This window comes from Croceitalea sp. MTPC5, assembly GCF_036985505.1.
Lineage (GTDB): Bacteria > Bacteroidota > Bacteroidia > Flavobacteriales > Flavobacteriaceae > Croceitalea.
Genome location: NZ_BTGQ01000005.1, coordinates 236952 through 256381, shown reverse-complemented (window position 1 = coordinate 256381; position 19430 = coordinate 236952). Strand labels below are relative to the sequence as shown.

General features: G+C 44.8%; 3 protein-coding genes. All 3 read right to left on the bottom strand.

The annotated features are described in order from the left end of the window. Window positions 1–5: 5 nt before the first annotated feature. Window positions 6–14597 carry a T9SS type B sorting domain-containing protein gene (locus AACM45_RS16360; RefSeq protein ID WP_339144075.1) on the bottom strand — a complete coding sequence of 4864 codons (14592 nt, stop codon included), beginning with the start codon at window positions 14595–14597 and terminating at the stop codon, window positions 6–8. Window positions 14598–14982: 385 nt separating this feature from the next. Next, entirely contained in the window at window positions 14983–17157 is a 2175-nt protein-coding gene (locus AACM45_RS16355) for a PorP/SprF family type IX secretion system membrane protein (RefSeq protein ID WP_339144074.1), read from the bottom strand. 4 nt (window positions 17158–17161) lie between these two features. Next, window positions 17162–19414, bottom strand: coding sequence for a T9SS type B sorting domain-containing protein (locus AACM45_RS16350; protein ID WP_339144073.1), 2253 nt, complete (start codon window positions 19412–19414; stop codon window positions 17162–17164). Between the last annotated feature and the right edge of the window lie 16 nt (window positions 19415–19430).

Below are 19430 nucleotides of genomic sequence, written 5' to 3'. Positions count from 1 at the left end.
GTTTATCATCGATAGAGGGTAAAGTGACCAACAAATTCACGGTCGTCATTTTCGCCTCTTAGTTTAATGACATACCAATAGTCGCCTGTTGGTAAATCATTGTTTTGATACGTTCCATTCCAGGGCGTATCGTTTATTTCCATTCTATAGAGCTCTCTACCATAACGATCAAAGATGATAGTTAGTACATTTGGGAACGCTTCTAAATTTTGTGGTGACCACGTATCGTTCGTGCCATCACCATCAGGGGTAAAGAAATTGGGAATTTCAATATCTATGAACTCCATAAAAATTTCGGCAGAAACGCTACATCCGTTTTGATCTATCAAGCGTACCGTGTAGGTATCGGTTCTATTGATAAAGAACGTGTTATCCGCACCATTGTCAACATCGTCAAAGAAGAAGGTATAGTCTTCCAATCCACCGCCGGCTACAGCAGTTATTTCATTGATGTTGTTCTGTTCAAGAACCAAGGTCAAAGGTTCAAAATCCTCGATATCAAAATCAATGGTATTCATACACCCATTGGCATGTGCTATGGTCAGCGTGTGTGTACCTGGGGTAAGATTGGTAAAGTCTGACGTAAGTCGCATGCTTGAAGGATCCGTCGAATCCATGGCGTACAACACATCATCCAAAACGGTTTCATCTTCAAAGGTCACCAATAGACTGTTGTCAGGCACTACGCCATTACACACATAAACAGGTGTCACCGATGCATTGAGGTTTACGCCGGGATCAATCTCAACAATGATGTTTTCCTCACAATCTTGGGCATCTTTAACGAAGACAACGTATGTGCCCGCGGCTAGCCCAGTGAACTGAAGTTGATCTTGAACAAAGTCCGTGTCATTATTGGAATTTAAACTGGTTCGATACGGTGCCGTTCCTCCGGTGATGTTGATTTCGAAAGCGCCATCCCCACTACCCGCACAAACTTCATCGAGAACCGTTACGGTCGTGACATCAATTGGGTCGGGTATGGTTATCGTATATTCCAGAACTTCAAAACAACCGTTTTGATCTTGGGCAATCACGGTGTAATCACCCGCGGCCAAGTCGGTGAAAGTGTTTTCAACATCAAATTGGTCAAGGTTTGGTGAAATGGCATATTGATAACCACCAGCTCCTCCTGAAAGTGTTACCGATATGCTTCCATTGGTCTCACCTGCACAAGTTACATTGGTAACGGTCTCCGTGTATGTTAACGGCATGGGTTCCACAATTTGAACGTATTCAGCAGATACCGTGCAATCATTACTGGTAACACTAACATAATACTCCCCTTGTGGCAGATTTCTAAATTCCCCCGTTGGTTGCGGGCCGGCTATGCGTGAACCGATATTCAAAGTACTATCGGTAAATAACTCATATTGATAGTTGCCCATTCCGCCGCCAGCCTGCGCAAAAATGGCTGCCGTACTTTCACTGGTACAGTTAATAAAGGCAGCAGCGGTGTTCATGGCCAAAGTCAAAGGCGCAATGGGGTCTTCCGTAATCTCATTTGAAACGATGGAAGCACAATTGAAGGCGTCCCGCACATAATAGCGATAACTACCGGCATCAATAGTCGTGAACAGATGGGTATTTGGCCCATTAGTTCCATTCATGGGGAAGAAATTCACACCATCCTCACTGTACATGTATGGTCCGGTTCCACCAGAAGCGGTCAATTCCAACTGGGCCTGTGTAGTACAGGTCAAAGGCGCAACACGTAACAATTGTGCTGAAACCTCAGAAGGATTGGTAATCGCCATTATAGGTGTTTCAAATGAACACCCAAAGTCATCTGTAATGGTAATACTATAAAACCCAGCTAAAAGATTATCGAATGTTGCCATGGCTTGTGGTGCAGAGGTCTGTGGCGCGGCACTGCCCGCCAAATCGGAATAGTTGTTTAATCGATATTCATATACCGCTGCAACATTTCTCGCTGCAACCGTAGCCGTTACCGAACCATTGGCGTCTCCAAAACACACCAAAGTACCCGCTGAAATGGTAGCCATAATAGCATCGGGCCGAACTAGTGTTATGACATCGTTGAATACACAACCGAAGGCATCGGTAATGGTAATGGCAAAATCCCCGGCAGATAAATCGGTAAAGATATGGGCTGAACTATTGTTCTGGGTATAGACTTGTCCAGTAGTCGTATTGTTCAAGACAATGGTATACGGTCCTTCACCCCCATTGGCTGAAATCAATAGGCGTCCTTGATCGTTCGTACAACTTACACTTGCCTCTTCACTAATAACGGCAGTAATTGGTGCATCTGGTGCAATTATCGTGATTGCATTGGAATTTTCCACACAGAAAGGAGCTTGTGTTTGTGTAACCGTAACATAGTATACCCCTCCAGGAAGACCTGTAATAGGTGGTAATGTGGTAGCTGTATTTCCCGTTCCAGATTGACCGGCAACGGGGTTGTTCATGATGTCGTAAACCTGATAACTAAAGTTCCCCGTATAATTGGAAACCGTGATATCAAAGCTTCCATCATCAACACCATTGTTCAGACATTCTTCATCCGTAAGCTTTGTAGCCATGACCTGCATCTGCTCAGGCTCTTCGATGGTATGTACGGTATTAAGTATGCATCCCGTATCTAGATTGGTAATTGCAATACTATAATTGCCTGCTGAAAGACCCGTAAATAGTCCCGTGGCATTCGTATCGCTGTAGACAACATTGATACCGTTGATCACATATTCCAAATTTGGTGTCGCTATTGCTGGATTTACGGTCACCCCAACCTGAATCTGGGCATCCCCGCCTGGGTTACAGGTCAATGCAATCAAATCGACGACTGTGGGGTTGGTTATTTCCACAAAAGGATCAATCGTAACATTGGTTGCAACTGCATTTCGACATCCCATATCATCATAGGCATAAATGTCATAATTGCCTCCAGTATAATTGGTTTCAACGTAAACGGGATTGGAACCACTCTGCACAGTGGATGAGGTCATCGTATTTATAAAATCGAAACGGGTGTAGTTGCCAGAACCACCTAAAATGGCCCCAACATCGATGGATATGCTTGCATTGTCCGTGTTGTTTCCGGTAATACAACCAAATTGTACCACATTGGCCGTTACATTTGTTATGGGCTCTGGTTGTGTGATTGTTTGGGTAATATCTTCGGTACAACCATTGGCCGCCGTGACCCTAATGGTATAGGTTGTTCCACCAATAGTTGCTGACAGGCTATCAAAGGTTGCGGTTGTAGCAGTATTGCTTGTTGGCGCAATACTTGCGGCAGAACCATCTATTAGAATGATCTCAAAACCATACGGGCCAATACCGTTATCCGGATTTGCATTTACACTGATAGCTCCATCATTGGCCCCATTGCACGTAACATTCGTGAAACTGTCAATGCCAAGGTTGGGCAAGACGGCATCTTCAAGTCGTTGGCTAATTGTTGTGCTACAGGTATGCCCTGTTGCCGTATCGGTTATGGTGAAAACATAATCCCCAACCAAGGTTAGGTTGGTAAATGTAGCGGAGGCGGATGTTAATAGCGTATCGTCTGCCGGATCTGTAGGCAATGTACCGGGGTACCTTACCTCATAATCAAATGTGCCTGAACCTCCTGTTTGCGTAATGGTAATCGTACCGCCAGAGACACAGTCTATGGTTTTTGTGATGGAAGCGGTCGGTGCAATAACATCATAAAGGGTAACAGCGGTCGTCGTGGCCGCACAAGACCACTGATCTCTAATCTGCACTTCATACGAACCGGCACCAAGATTACTGAAAACAGGCGTGTTTTGAGGTACTCCAAACAGACTTCCGTTAAGTAACAATTGAAAGGTATAGTTACTGCCTTGACCACCGGTTACACCGGTTACTTCTATTTCACCTGAAAAGTCGGTACAGTTTCCTTGGTTGACCTGAATACCCGCGGTAATCGGTTCAGGGTCTTGTAAATTGACATCCGGTAAACGCTGCATACAATCATTTTGGTCTTTGATCCAAACCTGATAATCAAGACCTAAGGGGGCAGGTGCTCCAGATAGCCCGGTAAATCTCGGACTACCAACAAAACTTGTCGTCGTCGGGGCTGGATCACTTGCAAGCGCAACAAAGTATTCATAGCCGCCCCATCCTCCTTGGGCATTTATGATTTCTATGACACCATTGTTCAGGGCACAGGTCACCTGTTCCACTTGGGTATTGCCTGTAATCGGTCCGTTTGGCCCAGCAATACTGAAGTTCTCGGGGTTTGAACAAAACGGATGACCATTTTGGGTAATAACCACATAATAGTCCCCTGCCGCAAGGTTAACTACTGGCGTAGGTCCGGGATTAGGATGGTTTAACACCCCTGTTTGTGGGTTATTGGTTAGCTGTTCAAAAACTTGATAATCAAACCCACCGGTGTATGGGTTAATAGGGTCATTAATGGTAAATGTAACCGTGCCATCCGTACCATCACAAACGACATCCGTCGTAGTCGCAATGATATCAAAATTGTTGGGCTCGTTCACCGTATGTGAAACCGTAATGATACAGTTCGTATTTACGTTCCTTACCTCAAAATCATGGGTTCCCACAGGCAGGTTCGTGAAGGTGTTTGAGGGGTCGAATATCCCCGCAGGAAGCAGCCTGAACTCATAGTTGGCGAGACCTGCTGGTGTACTGGTATCCGTTATGGAACCAAAGGCATTGATAGTAATATTTTCGCCTGCAATACACGAAATTTCCTGATCTACGGTTATGGTAGCCGATAAAAGTTCGTCAAACGGATTTATTCGGGTATTTGCAACGCCCAAACAACCATTGTCGTCATAGACCTCAATGGCATAATATCCGCCAGCCATATTGGTTTCGGTATATGAATCGTTAGAACCATCTTGTACGGTTAGATCGGGTTCAATGGGTGCGGTTAAAGGATCGTCAGTGGTATAGAAATGGTAACGCACGTAGTTACCTGAGCCCCCAGCTATTGATTGTACCGAAATAACGGCGTTATTCGAATTATTGGCTGTCGTACAGTTAAATTCCACTGTTGGGGCCATGGTTACGGCAATGGCAGCAGGTTCATTGATGATTACTGCAGCACTGTTTACACTACATCCATTGGTGGTAGGCTCACCGGTAACGGTAACAATATATCCTGCGCCCGAAGTTGGGGCCAAACCTGTAAAGGTCGCCGAAGTAGGTGTTGAGCTGGTCGGTGAAATGCTAACCGCGGTGCCATCGAATGATGTTATTTCAAAGGTATAAGGTGAAACACCGTTATTTACTGCCGATACGGTAATCGTTCCGTCATTATCCCCAATACAGGTGATGTCAGTATTACTAATGGCATCTATTACCGGGTCGATTCTTGCAGGAACCTCAACAGTAAAGGTTCTAGGGGGGCAGCTGGCCCTATTGTTATCGTATACCTGAACAGTATAGGTTCCGGCAACCGAGGCCAAATCCCAAACAATGGAATTTGCTGGGGAAGGGAGGGCTGTCCTGGTTTGATTTACCGGACCTGTAATTTCGTAATCATATGAACCAGAGCCATCTGTGGCAGCTATCGTTATTTCTGCATTCGGTGAAGCCGTACAGTCCAATAACTTGGTTGGTGTGGCAGTTGCTTGTAACGAAGGATATATTTCCGCGGTATCGGTATCAGTACAACCATTGGCATCAATGATGGAAATCGCATAGGTACCAACGGCTACATTGTTGAAAGTACCCCCATTATTTACATAGGTTACACCTCCGTCAATGGAATACAAATACGGTGCAGTGCCTCCAGAAGCCGAAACGGTAATACCAAAAGGCGTCGTACAATTAGTGGTTGCTACGGTTGCCGTTGGGTTTTGCGATATCGTTATGCTGACCGTGTGTGATGGTAATGTCGTTACCGGACAAGCAAACTGATCTGCAATTTCTACAAGAATATCGAATGGTGTTGCTGTGGCATCCATTAAATTTGAAATGGGTACTTCAATCGGGTTGTCCGTTGTTGTAATATCCGCAATAAAATTGGTGCTGCTTAAGGTGTAGGTATACGTTCCACCGCCACCCATCGGGTTGTCAATTTCGATTAGCCCGGGATTTGCACAGGTAATCTGACGAATGACATTAGGGGTGAATGTTATGGGATCCAACTCGTCTAGATATACATTTTCACTACCGATAACACAGTTGTTGGGTGCCGCTCCCCTAATTTCTACAAAATATTCCCCTGTGCCCAAACTGGCAGGGGTCGGAACCACAAAGGAATCACCTGAGGTAAAACCGGTTTCCGTTCCAGAGGTTATTAATACGGGAGGCCCAAAAGGAGCCACATCATCCAATCGGTAAAAGTCCCAATCGAAGGTTCCACCAAGCTCTCCTATATTGGTTTCCGTTACGGTATAGGTAATTTGACCGTTGGTCAACCCGGCACATGTTGGGGTCACATCGGCAGTAATTTGAACAGGGGGTGGTGCGAGCGTGTTCACATTGACGATACTTTGTCGCACACACTGTGGAGGCCCAGAGGCATCCCTCACATAAAAGACATAGGTTCTACCTGGAATAAGACCGGTAAAAACATGATTTCCTGGAGTCGGGGCGGTCCATGTCGCGGAAGTAGGATCAAAACCGGCGGGATTGTCCGTATAGGTATATTCGTACGGGGAGAGACCAGCTGTTCCCTGTACGGTTACCTGTAGTTCATTACAATCAATGACAATAGCATTGATATCGATGTTCAGATTGTCTAACGGATAAGGCACTATAAACGGAGGAAAGTCCGTTTGGCAAACCGTATTTCCAAAGCCGTCTATCGTTCTCATGGAAGGATTGACCGTATCCCCTGGATTGAATCCTGTTATTTGATCGGTTGTTCCAGGGTTGGAACTATCCCCTGGCCAGGTAAGACCACCATCGGCACTAAATTCTATGGTACCCAAGGTCGTTGGGTATGCCAAAAACTCAATGCCGAAATCATTAACATTTCCAGTACAATTTCCTGGAACAACACCTTGAACGGTTGCCGTTAACTCATCTGGGTTAGTAATCGTTACAGGGGTCTGGGTGTTTGGGCAACCATTGGCATCCGTGACAATAATGGTATAGTCACCGGGCATCAGGTTTAAAAAGTCTTGCGAATTCCCAACGACGTTGGTAAGGGTCTGGTCAGAAGCCCCCCCATTGTCCAAATCAATGATTTCTATGGTGTATGGGTTGTCACCAGTAGCGATTGCTATGGAAATGGAACCGGTACCGTCATGACATTCAGGGTCTGTTGGGGTAGGGGTATAGGCCAATGTTACCGCCGGATTCACCGTTACGGTTTCCATATAGTTACAAGCATCGGGGGCGACCGCAAAATTGTCTCGAACATAGACATCATAAGCACCATCATTGCCGCTTGTAATATCCAAAAAGTTTGAAGCCACAAAATCACCGAAAACAGGTATGTTTCCGGTAGGCATAAAGGCATATCGATAATCACCGTCCCCGCCAGTTGCGGTAACCGTTATACGACCGTTATTACATGAACTAATATGGTCTATGGCGACTGTTGCATTCAAGTTCGGATTTAAAACAGTGGTCTGTAGGTTGGAGCCAACAGGGCAACCAAACTGATCCCTAACCTCAACATCATAACTTCCGTTGGAAAGACCACTAAAAGTGTATGTTGTAGCGTTTATGGGGGATGGGGTTATCCATGGGCCACCATTTAACCGAAACTGATAGTTTCCATTGCCATCGGTAACATTTACCACAATGGAACCATCATTATTGCCCGAGTAGCAAGCCGTGGGAGTCAAATCAAAAACAATGGTATTTGGGTCAGTGACCACTATGGCGGCATCAATAGCATCGATACAGCCATTACTGTCACGTACACGAACGACATAACTTTCCCCAGTATTGTTGGCCGGTAGACCTGTAAAAGTATCACCGGTTTGGTAAGGGGTAACGATAGAAGTGATGTTAAAAGGTCCTGCAATGGGCCCGTCATTGATTTCGAGCTGATATTCATACGTTGGTGTTCCCCCAACCGTTGTGCTAGCATCGATAGTCGCCCCAACATTATCACAGGTTATATTTTGGGCCAGTACGGCCCTTGCATCCAATGCACTTGGCTCAACCAATATTTGACTTAGGTTTTCGGTACAACCAGCAATCGGGTTATCGACATCCCTCACCACAATGGTGTGCGTTTGTGCGTTAAGACCCGTGATTTGTTCAGGTGTACTAAAAGGACCAATAAACGCCCCGCCATTTAGGCTGTATTCGTAACCTCCTGCACCATAGTTGTCGGCATCAATGGTAATTGTACCCGAACCATCTCCGAAGCAATCTAAATTTTCAAATGCCCTAATAGAAGCTTCAAAAGCGAAACCATCTTCAACAATGACGGTGGTATCCACATGGCAATCGGGACTATAGGTTACCCTTAGGGTGTGTATGCCAACAGCTACGTTGTTAAAGATATTGGCGGAGGCCCCGGTCTGACCAGGTAGCACCCCATCTAAAATATAAGTATAAGATGCATCAAAAGGTGTAATGGTTACTTCACCGGTTCCATCACAATTATAATCAACGGTATAGGCAACAGTTGGCGGTGTGGGAAGCGGAACGATGATTACATCTGGCAATGTGATTTCGCAACCTGTCGCGTTGGCATCCCTTACCCTGATAGAATAGGTTCCGTCGCTTAGATTAGTAAACACATGTCCGCCAGTTGTACTTGCGGTCCATGTGCCGCCATTTATGCTATATTGATAATTGCCTGAACCGCCTGTTGTAGGCGTGACACTTCCAACGGTTATTTCACCCAATTGGGCACAAGTGTAATCTTGGGTCTGTGTCGCTTCCGCAATAATTTCATTAGGTTGGTCTACAAGCACGCTTTGGGCAGCTGACTCACATAAATTCGCATCGCGAACACGTACTTGATAAGTTCCGGTCACCAAGTTTGGAAAGTTATTTCCGGTAACATAGGTGCCCCCGTTGTCAATGCTGTAGGTATAAGGCGCGTTTCCACCAGAGACCCCTGTGATTGCGATGGCACCATCTGAACCCCCGAAACAACTTACATCGGTTGGGGTTGGTGTAAAGGCGAGCACTGCATCTTGGCTGACCACGATGGTATGGAATTGCTCACAATAACCGGAAACGGTATCTCCTGCGTTATCCCTGACGTAAACATCATAGCTTCCTGGTGCAAAACCGGAAACAGGGTTTGTGGTGTTAAAACTTGAATCCGTTGGGGTATTTCCACTCGGCACAACGGAATACACATAATTTCCATCACCACCATTGGCCGTTATGGTAATATCGGTATCCGTATCGCAGACCGATATATTGGGCGCGGTAGCGGAAACAGTTAATTCTGGATCAATGGTAACCGTTTGGGTTGCCAGTGTAACCGGACAGCCAGATTGATCTCTAACATCAATATCATATGTGCCACTTGCCAATGCGTTAAACGTATATGAGGTAGCCGTTGTTGGCGTTGGTGTCAACCATGGCCCGGCATTTATCCTAAACTGGTACCCCCCATTTCCATTGGTCACGTCCACTTGAATACTGGCCGTGTTCCCACCGGCATAACAAACTGTCGGGGTAACACTGAAGGCGACAGGGTTCATGGGCGCAATGATCAAAGGGGTATCTATTGTATCTTCACAACCATTGGAATCCCGCACACGAACCACATAAGTACCGTCGCTCAAACCCGAGAAGACACGATTGTTGCCGTTATTTAAAAAGTCGAATGCACCTATTACCACACCACTACCATCTTCCAATTGATAGTCATATGTGGGCGTGCCACCAGAGGCATCGGCGGTTATTGTGGCAGTATTGGTACAGGTGAGCGCCGTCGTAATGCTGGCTGTGGCGGTTACGGGAGAAGGTTCTGATAGCGTGGCCGTCACCGAGGTAGTACAGGTGGTTTCATCTGCTTTTCGAATAAGGACGGTTTGACTGCCCGCTGCGAAAACAGCATTTGTGGTTACCGGTGATGTCGTCGAATTTATCCATGTAGTTCCCCCATCTTCGGAGTATTCGAAACCTGCGGTAGCATCAAAATTCTCTACTTCAAAGGTAATGGTACCATCACTTAGACCATTACATGAGATATTTGTGGTATTCAGTAAGGAACTGGCAAATACACGGCCAGGCTGGACAGTGACCGGTGTATCTACGGATAATTCACAAACTTCAGGGATTTGGAAGATCTCAATATCGTCTAATGCTAGATCGTTGCCATTGTTACCTACTTTTTCGGTTCGTATGACAAAGTCTAGGTTGGTATTGGCACCCGGATTAAGGTCTGTAGTAAAAAGCACCCAATCGTCAGGGCCTGTGTTCTTTGCGATATCCCCTGTTCGAATTGATTCGATGACCGTGCCTCCTGGATCTACGATTTCAATGGTCAAGTCGGGGTCTAATATGGTACTGGTAGATACGACCAGATTGAAAATGTATAAGGAAATCCGCAAGGGGCGGTTTGGTATGACATCATTGATCGGTTTGGTATAAATAATTTGACCCGGACTTGGAGTGCCCACATTGATAACCAAAAATCGACCATCTGTATCTGAAGGGTCCGTATGGTCATTGGGGCTTATCCATGCGCCAAAAGGGGCAACAATACGGTTGGTAACACTATACTGAAAATCGTTGATACGATTATTGGTATCTCCACCACCAGCAGTACTCGTCGTCTGGTCTTCGTAGGCATAACCCCGAGTATCCGGACTTGGTATGGTACCGTTTCCAACGCCAAAGTCCTCACTTAAAAGCAAGCTAGGTGAAGGTGGGATCTGTGAAGCGTAATATGTGGTCACGGTATAGGTTCCCGGTGCAACATCGGTAAAGACATTACTCGTGGGATCTGGTGAATTGGGTACACCATCGAGTTCATAACGATAATCATAGCCACTAATGCTCGGTGTTGCGGTTATGGTTCCCGTTCCATCACAGTTATAACTTACCTCGGGGGTCAAGGCCACGTCTGGCGGCATAGGCAGGTCTTCGACGGTTACGTTCATGGCAAAAGAACAAGAGGCATCCCTGACAAAAACCGTATAATCGCCCGGAAGCAACATACCAACTGAACTAGTGCCCCAAGTAGCCCCGCCATCAAAGCTATATTCATAAGGTGCGGTTCCCCCAACAACGTTCGTGATGCGAACCTCCGCCCCACCACTCGGATCACAGGTAACATCCCTTGAAACCCCAGCAGAGGCACTTAAAGGAAAGGGCTCGTCCAAAACAAAAGGCAAGGTTACATCGCACCCCGAATTATCAAGAACACGAATATCATAAGAACCGGCAGTCAAGCCGACAAAGGTTTCCGTAGGTACGTAGGTGGCACCATTGTCGATACTGAATTGAAAAGGCGCAATACCGCCTGAAATGTTTATGGTGATTTCACCATCAGCATCACCACTGCATGAAGGTTGGGTCTCGGTTATGGAATCAATGGACAACACCCCGTTTTCGTCAATGGTCTCAATATTTGAAAAACCAATACAGTTATTGGCATCTACCACTATAAACTCGTAATCACCGGCCTCACCAGAGGTGAAGGTAAATACATTTGAAGTTTCAAAAGCACTTGATGGAATCGATGATGGGTCGGGGTATAGGTCGGTGCCATCAATACTCCATATGGCATAAAAATAGCTTGATGGATTGCCGTTGGCAGCTGTTAGGGTGATTTCCCCATCGTTACAACCAATGTCCGCTGTAGTCAACGCTGCCAAAGTAGGGTCCGGTGTTCTTGACACCGTTACATTTTGTACATCAATACAGCCATCATCGGTTCTGGTAATGACAAAATAATCCCCTTCGTTTACATTGAAAACATGGGTGTTGTCCAATTGTGCGGTCTCATCATCCACCAACGTACCACCGGGGTGCAATCCTTGATAAGGATCATTGGTGGGTGGAGTAGGCGGTGGGGTACCGTCGTCTAAACGCAATTCATACGAATAATTGGGAAAAACATTTAGTGCTGCCACCTGAATGGAACCCTGGGTGTTACAGGTTGAAGGGGTAATGGTAATATCGGTGGTCAGGTCCCTATCTAAAATACCCTCTTCTTCGGTGCTGAATATACATGCCCCTGCGATAGGATCTCCATTAATATCAAGTTGGGTAACATCAATACGGTATACGCCATTGTTTGAAATATCAAAACTAGGCCCTTCACCAGCGGCGAAATCAACGAGAACGTTGTTGTTTGCTACATCGAATAAACGGTACCCATACCCAGCACCTAAATTATTAATGGTAATATTTCCCGGAGTATTACAAACAATGTCCCGAGTGGTGTATTGAAGGTCTAAGGTGTTCTGGAACACATTAAAATAGAATCGGCTAAAACATCCATTTTGATAATTGATCACAAGGCGAAACTGACCTGGGCCAGAGGCTAGAAAATCACCTCCCGTAGCTACGGTATTCCAAGTACAGGTATTGTTTTTATTGGCACAATCGGCCGTTGCAGCAGTACAGCTTGCTTCATCCAACTGCTCCCATTCGATACTATCGGCATCGGGAATATTTATTTGAATAAGCTCGGTATCATTTTGACCGCATAAAAAGATCTGTGGTAATTCGTCACCATCGTTTGGACAAACTACGATTTCACCATCAACGGTATTTGAAGGGTCATTGATCAATGCCGTAATGGGGTTGCTTTGTGTAGCACCGAATAAGGTCACCGTTATGGTCTCTTGAAAACCCTTACATGGGTCAGCAACCATTTTGTCTACTAAGTATACCCCTATTTCATCTACGACGATGGTACTTGGGTCATTGTCGGCGTCAGCGTCGGTAATGACGGTATCACCCGCATCGATAAGCCCATCGGCATTTTCATCGCGATACCATACATAAGAATCAAAATTGTCCCCAGCATCCAACAGTACGGTTTCCCCACACAATTGAACACTCCTTGAGTAGTTACAATTTTCAAGATCGTCCAACAAAAAGTTGGTGGCCCCGGGCGTTACGAATCCGCAATTGTCAAAATCGGATACACTGGGATCATCGGTAATGACCGCGCTGTTCAACTCTCCTTGATATGTCGAATAGGCTAAATTTTCTATTAAATCGGTACAGGCATCTATGAAATCAAAACAGTTTTCCGCCACTCGCACACGCATTCTAATAGTGTAGGTAGGTCTGTCTTCTTCTATTAAATTGTCAGGTATGGTAAACACGACCTCCCTAGTTGCGGGATTGTAAGTGTAGGTAACCCCTGTGGGCAGTACCATATTGGTCTCATCGAGGGTCACATTAATGGGCAGTACATCCCTAATGGTGTAATTTATTCCGTCGTCGTTTCCAATATTTTGAAAAGACAGCACATAATCCAAATATTGACCGAGGTTGACCCCAGCACCAGTAATATCATTACCAGCAATATCTTCGACCCTTTTTTCTAAAATGATGTTGGGTTCTATAATCTCTACCGTAAAGACCGTAAGAAAGGGACCGTAACCATCCCCTGACGAGGTAAATCTCAGGGTTGCTCCGGTCTCGTCATTCGGCATGACCGAATTAACGGGGTTGTCAAGGTTAAAGACATCGATGTCAGTACCTAAGGTATTCGTGCCGAAGGGGGTTCTCGTCGGAACTTGGGCCCCGTCCGTTGTGATCGTTGAGTTGAAAAAGTTGTTGTCGGGGTTCAATGTCGTGGACAACTCAGAAAATGAGGCAACCGAATTAGCCTTAATAAAAAAGCGATCGTTATTGATGCCCCTATCACCTTCAAGAGCCGCCACACCTACCCTAGCCCTAACGGGAAATGGATTGGGAAGGGTCCTAAACCCATTTACCGCAACATCCACATTGCCCACGGATCCAGAAAGTCCGGCATACCCATCAAAAGTGGAGATAAATTTTCCGGATTCATTTGGGTTTTCATAAATGACCACTAGTACCCAACCAGCAGAACTGGAGCCATTTCTTCTACCTCGCGTGGCCCTTATGTTTGCTGCCGTGTACTCCCCATTCGGATTGGCATTTGACCGAATTAAATCAGTAACTTCCTTATAACAGATTACAGGGGCGTCTTTAAAAAAACTACCCGTAGATGGATTTATTCCGTCGAAAATAATAGCATCTTCCTCCCCTGGTAAATCGGGATCGTTGTCAGCGACCAAGTCAACATAATTACCGCCCGGTACTTTAAATTTGATTTCATTCCATTCCTCTATTCTTGGGGTACCGTCGAATTGTGCCCCACCATTGGTACTGCGTTCATTAGGGTAGGTACCTGCCCAATATAGGCCCGCATAACGAACCTGTGAACAAGAGGGATCGGCAATATTAAGCTCTGCACTACTTGAACTGAAGGTCAATGGGTCTGAATCAATATCAATATACTCCATCCATAGCGAATTGTTGTTGGCCGTGCCATTGTATGGCGTATTGGCCTCACTAGGATTTGATTCAGAAGCCCGGTTTAAGATATTGTTTCCAACAAAGATGATATCTCCCCTAATTTCAATATTATCCCCATCTAGACGTGGGGTGAAGGGAACGACTTCTTGGGCATGGGAATGAAAAACTGCACAGAAAAGTATAAAAACACCAAGAAAAATGCTTTTTATATCGAGAGGTAACTTCATTTGGTCAGTAGGTTTGAACAACACAGTATAGTTTGGCTTACATCTCAAAATCAATGGTCACATAGGGGGTTCAACCTTTGATACATCGAGGCAATAACAAAGATGCCCCAAGTTGTGGAGGTGTAGAATTTAATGTTGTGGTGTGTACCGTTTATGTTGTGAAACAATGGTTAGATGGAGTTTGATTGTGCCAAATACCTGGTTATAAGAGCAGTGGCATAATAGGTGCTCGTGGTGAAATGTAAACCATAGCACAAAGTGCAACATTAAATTCTAAGCGTTCAAAACGAATACCTATTTGAATTATAGGATGTTGCCAAAGGTCTTTAAGAAGAAGGCCTTCAAACCGTTTTAACTGCAATGACCTAGCCACTTTGAAAAGTACCTATGCCATATGATGGGGCTTTACGCGCATGATCCAAATCTGGTCGTTGTAGGCGTCATTTAGTTTGGAGTAATATGATACCAAGGCGTTGGTCCATTCTTGGTGCCTTTTCAAATAAACATACCGATAGTTATTTTCTGGATTGATAAAATAACTGGCATTAAGGCCCTTGGCATTTAGTTGCTTTACAAAGCGATTGGCGTTTTCTGGTTTTGCAAACACATTGGCGATAATGTAAAAGCCAGAGCCCAACCCGTCGATATCATATGTTTTATAGGTCAATGCCCGATTGTTCTTTGTGGTGGTATCTTGAACGTTTTTCTGTAAGGTATCATCACCATACTGAGAATCGGTATTGGTGTTCGATGCATAGGCATCTTGGTCATAAGAGCCTTGCACCTTCATTACCCAAGTGTCTCCGTTGTAGGTTCCGTCGAGTCCGGTTTTGTAGGCATTTATGGCGTCTTTTTTGTTTTGGAAATCTTTCAGGTATACGTAATTCATACCATTCTTTGGATTGGTAAAATAATCAGCTTCAATACCTTGGGCTTGCAGCTTATCGATGAATTTTTGCATGTATTTTTTACCCTTATAGACATTGGCTATTAAGTAATGCCCACTGTCGATGTTGGGTATACTAAAAGACTTAAAGCGCGAAACCTTTTTTGTACCATTCGTTATTTTATCTTTCTTGGCATGTTCCGTTTGTACTACTTTGGAAGAAGCTTGCACAGGGGTGTCCATATCTTTCAAAGTGTTGATTTTTTTAGATGCCCTTGTACTGGTTGAAATGGTGTTCGCCAAGGTTTCCTCTTTTGCGGTGCGGGTCGGTAGAAGGTCTTGATCTTTAAGTTTGATAATCTTTTTGGATGCAGTGGTATTCGTTAAACCCGTATTGGCCAATGGTGCCTGTTTCGGATTGTTGATAATGTCCATACTATCGAGGTTGGCAAAATACATTTGCTTGGCACGTTGTTCAAGTTCAGGGTTTTGGCCGTTAGTCTCCCTACGGACCATTCGCATGACAGTGGCAAAGCGTCTCTCTAAATCACCTTTCCTAGATTTTTCGATAGAATCTTGACGAAAAAGTAACTCATCAAGAATGCTATTGTTTTCAGCAAGTTTCTCTTCGAGTTCGGCGATTTTAAGGTCTTTTTCAGTCAGCGAAAGCTCTTCGATTGGAATATCCTTTTCTTCGTTACTGACCAAATCAGTATCGTCTTCAAGGGTGACACGATCTTCGGTCAAGTTTGGTGTAAAGGAATAGGCCAATGAGATTTCATGGTTAACACCGAAATTCTCAAAATTGTTGGAAAGTCCCTTTTCTACCGTATAACCCAGAGAGATACGTTTATTCAAGTTAAAACCGATACCGGCAGCAGCGCCATAAAAGTCATCATACCCGGCTTGCAACCACCCCAATTTTGGAACGTCAAGAATCAAACTTCCACCAAGGGAAAAATTGTTTTCAGGTTCTGACCTGACCCTGGCCAAGGGCATCAGTCGAGCACTTTCTAGAAGACCTGAAGAGTTTTTAAACTGATGGGTATATTGTAAATGACCGGTAAAGGTCTTTTCATTGAAATCGGTTAAAGACTCACTGGTCTTAAGATTGTAATCAAATAGGTTATCGGCCAGTACACCAAAGTCAAAAGCGCCATACGAAATATTAAACCCAGGTTGAAAGGTAATAAGGGCACTATTGTCTAAACCGTTCAAGGTTGGGTCATCATCAATCGGGTTGGCCCTACCTTGGTTGAAACCACTATTGTAATACGAGAAATTTCCACCGAAAGTGAAATTGCTTTTATCGCTTAACTTTATACCATAAGCATAGTTGGCCAGTAGACCGAAGTTGTCGATCAACCCCTCGCGCTGGGTATAAAGACTTAAACCGACACCACTACGATCACCGATCCTACCACTATAACTTAAAAAATAGGTCTGATTGTTGTCGTTAAAAGAGACCGATTGGTTTCTGTGAAATAAATTGATGTACGACTTGTCTTCCCTCACGGTCGAAAACGTGGGGTTTAATAAGAACCTATTGAACTTGACGAGGTTCTGGGTAGGAACATCATAAGCTATAAAAGGCGTCTCTTCTTGTGCAATCAATTGTGGTCGATTGACAAGTGCCAACAAGACGGTTAGTAGTAGGTAGGTGTACTTTTGCATGGTTTTAGCGAATCACGGTTATGGTACCCTGTCTTAGGGTTTCTCTAACGTTCTTGATTTTATAATAGAATATTTGGTTCTTTTTGGCGAAGCCGACGCTTGATTGTGGCCAGTTGTTCTGATAACCGGTTTCGTTGACCACCTCTTCACCTTGTTCATTGAATATGATGACGGAAATGTCGTTATTTCTAGAATAGGTATTAGGGATGATCCAGAGGTCATTGATACCATCCCCATTGGCAGTAATAACGTTCGGTATTTCAAAATTGTCTCGATAGGTTACATTGACCACCTGACTGATTTGACATTCCCCAACACTTGCTAGCAATAAGTAGTCGCCTTCTTCGGAAAGGGTTACGTTGTCAGTACTTGAGATTAAATTATTGCCTTGGTCATACCATTCATAATTAGCAGCGCCACTAGCGGTAATCGTTTGCGATTCGCCTTGTGGAAAAAGCAACTCATTACCAGCATCTATCTGTACTATGGACTCATCAAAATTCGAGACCGTTATCTCGTTTGAAATGATAGGGCAACCATCAGTCGATAGGGAAAGCCTATAGATACCGACACTATTGGCAATAACTTCGGTTTCATTAGTGGATATGGTCTCTCCATCGCGGGTCCAAGTAAAGTCTTGTCCAGTTAAATCGATGGAAGGGGTAATTACCAAGGTAACCCCCTCACACAGTTGGGTACCCGTACTTGATATGGATAAGGATCCTTCAGGTGCCAATCTAACGCTCAGTGGGTTTGATGTAGCATCAAAAGTCGTGATATTGCCTGTTATGGTATAAAATCCATTGTCAGAGGCATTGTTGAGTGCAAGTTCACTTGAGGTCAAACCGGGCAATTCGACATCGTCTTTATACCATTGGTACGTAAGTTCATTTCGTAATGATGCGGTAACATCAGAGCGTATGCCTTGGTCATCTAAAGCATTGATCTGCGAGACGCCCAAGGTGACCGAAGTGTTCGAACAATCACTATACTGTTCGGTATAGTCTATGAGCACCTCAAAACTGGATGGAAGTACAACAACGGTTTCTTCAGAATTTTTTGCTGGTAATGTACAGGCTCCCCCGGTTTGGGTGACGGCCACATAATAGGTTCCTTCTTGGGTTGCATTATAAGTGGCCGAAGTTGCCCCTGCTATTTCAGTGGCATTGCGGTACCATTGATAGGTAGGGGCCAAAGCATCGGTGGTTACGCTTAAGGTCTGTGAACTACCTGGCAACAGCACTAAGTTGGCATCATTTGCCCTATTGACCATATAGCTGCCTGCGCTGGTAATATTTACGGAACTGGATTCTTCTGCACAAATGCCCGCACCCTCGATCCTTACGGAATAGGCACCCTCAAAATCAGTAGCACTGCCATCAACGGTATAGTTACTGTTATCCACTGTTGGTGAGGTTATGGCCGTACCATCCCTAAACCAGGTATAGAGATAACCCATCCCCGAAATGTTGGCTTCTAAAATAGTGCTTTCACCAGAACATAATGTGGTATTGGCAGGGGGGTTTATGGCAATACCTTGAGGCGTGGTGATTTGAATCTCTATGGTATTTGACAAGGTATTTGCTGAACCTGAGCAGTTAATACCATAGTCAATTTCTACATAATACATGCCAGATTCCGTTACATTCAACACATTTGATGTTTCAGAAAGGGGCGTACCACTACGATACCAGCTAAAGCGATAGGTGTCGACATCTGGCACGTTGTGTGTAGCAAGCGTGAGGCCACTGCCATCGCATACTTCTAGAATACCACCAGGCGGAATGTTACCATTTCCATCTTGACTAATAAGAATCGGATTGTTGTAACCAATAAAGTACATCGAAAAAGCATCTGATTCCGGACTTGTTTCTGCCGGGCTAGTGCTTCTTACCCGAAAACGATAGTTATCGCCTTGAACGTCTGAAGGAAGCGCAAAACTGAAATCAAAGTCGAATTCCGTGTTTTTGTCCGATACACGGTCTAGTTCCCTAGCGGAACTAAAGTCGCCATCGGCATTCGAAAGTTCCAAGATAAATTCGTTGTCACCGTCCACCAAGGGTGGGTTCCAAGTGAAGTTCACATAGTACTCGTTAAAACTCGCTGAGGCGCATGCTGCAGTCCATGCAGAATTTCCTGCCAAGTTAGGATTGTCGGCAGGGGTAGGTTTGTTCAACACTTGAGCTGTCGCGGTGGGTGCCAAAAAGGCACAAACCGCTAGTGTTAAAATCACGCCATAAGATGAAATTGTTTTCATAGGCATTGTAAGCTTT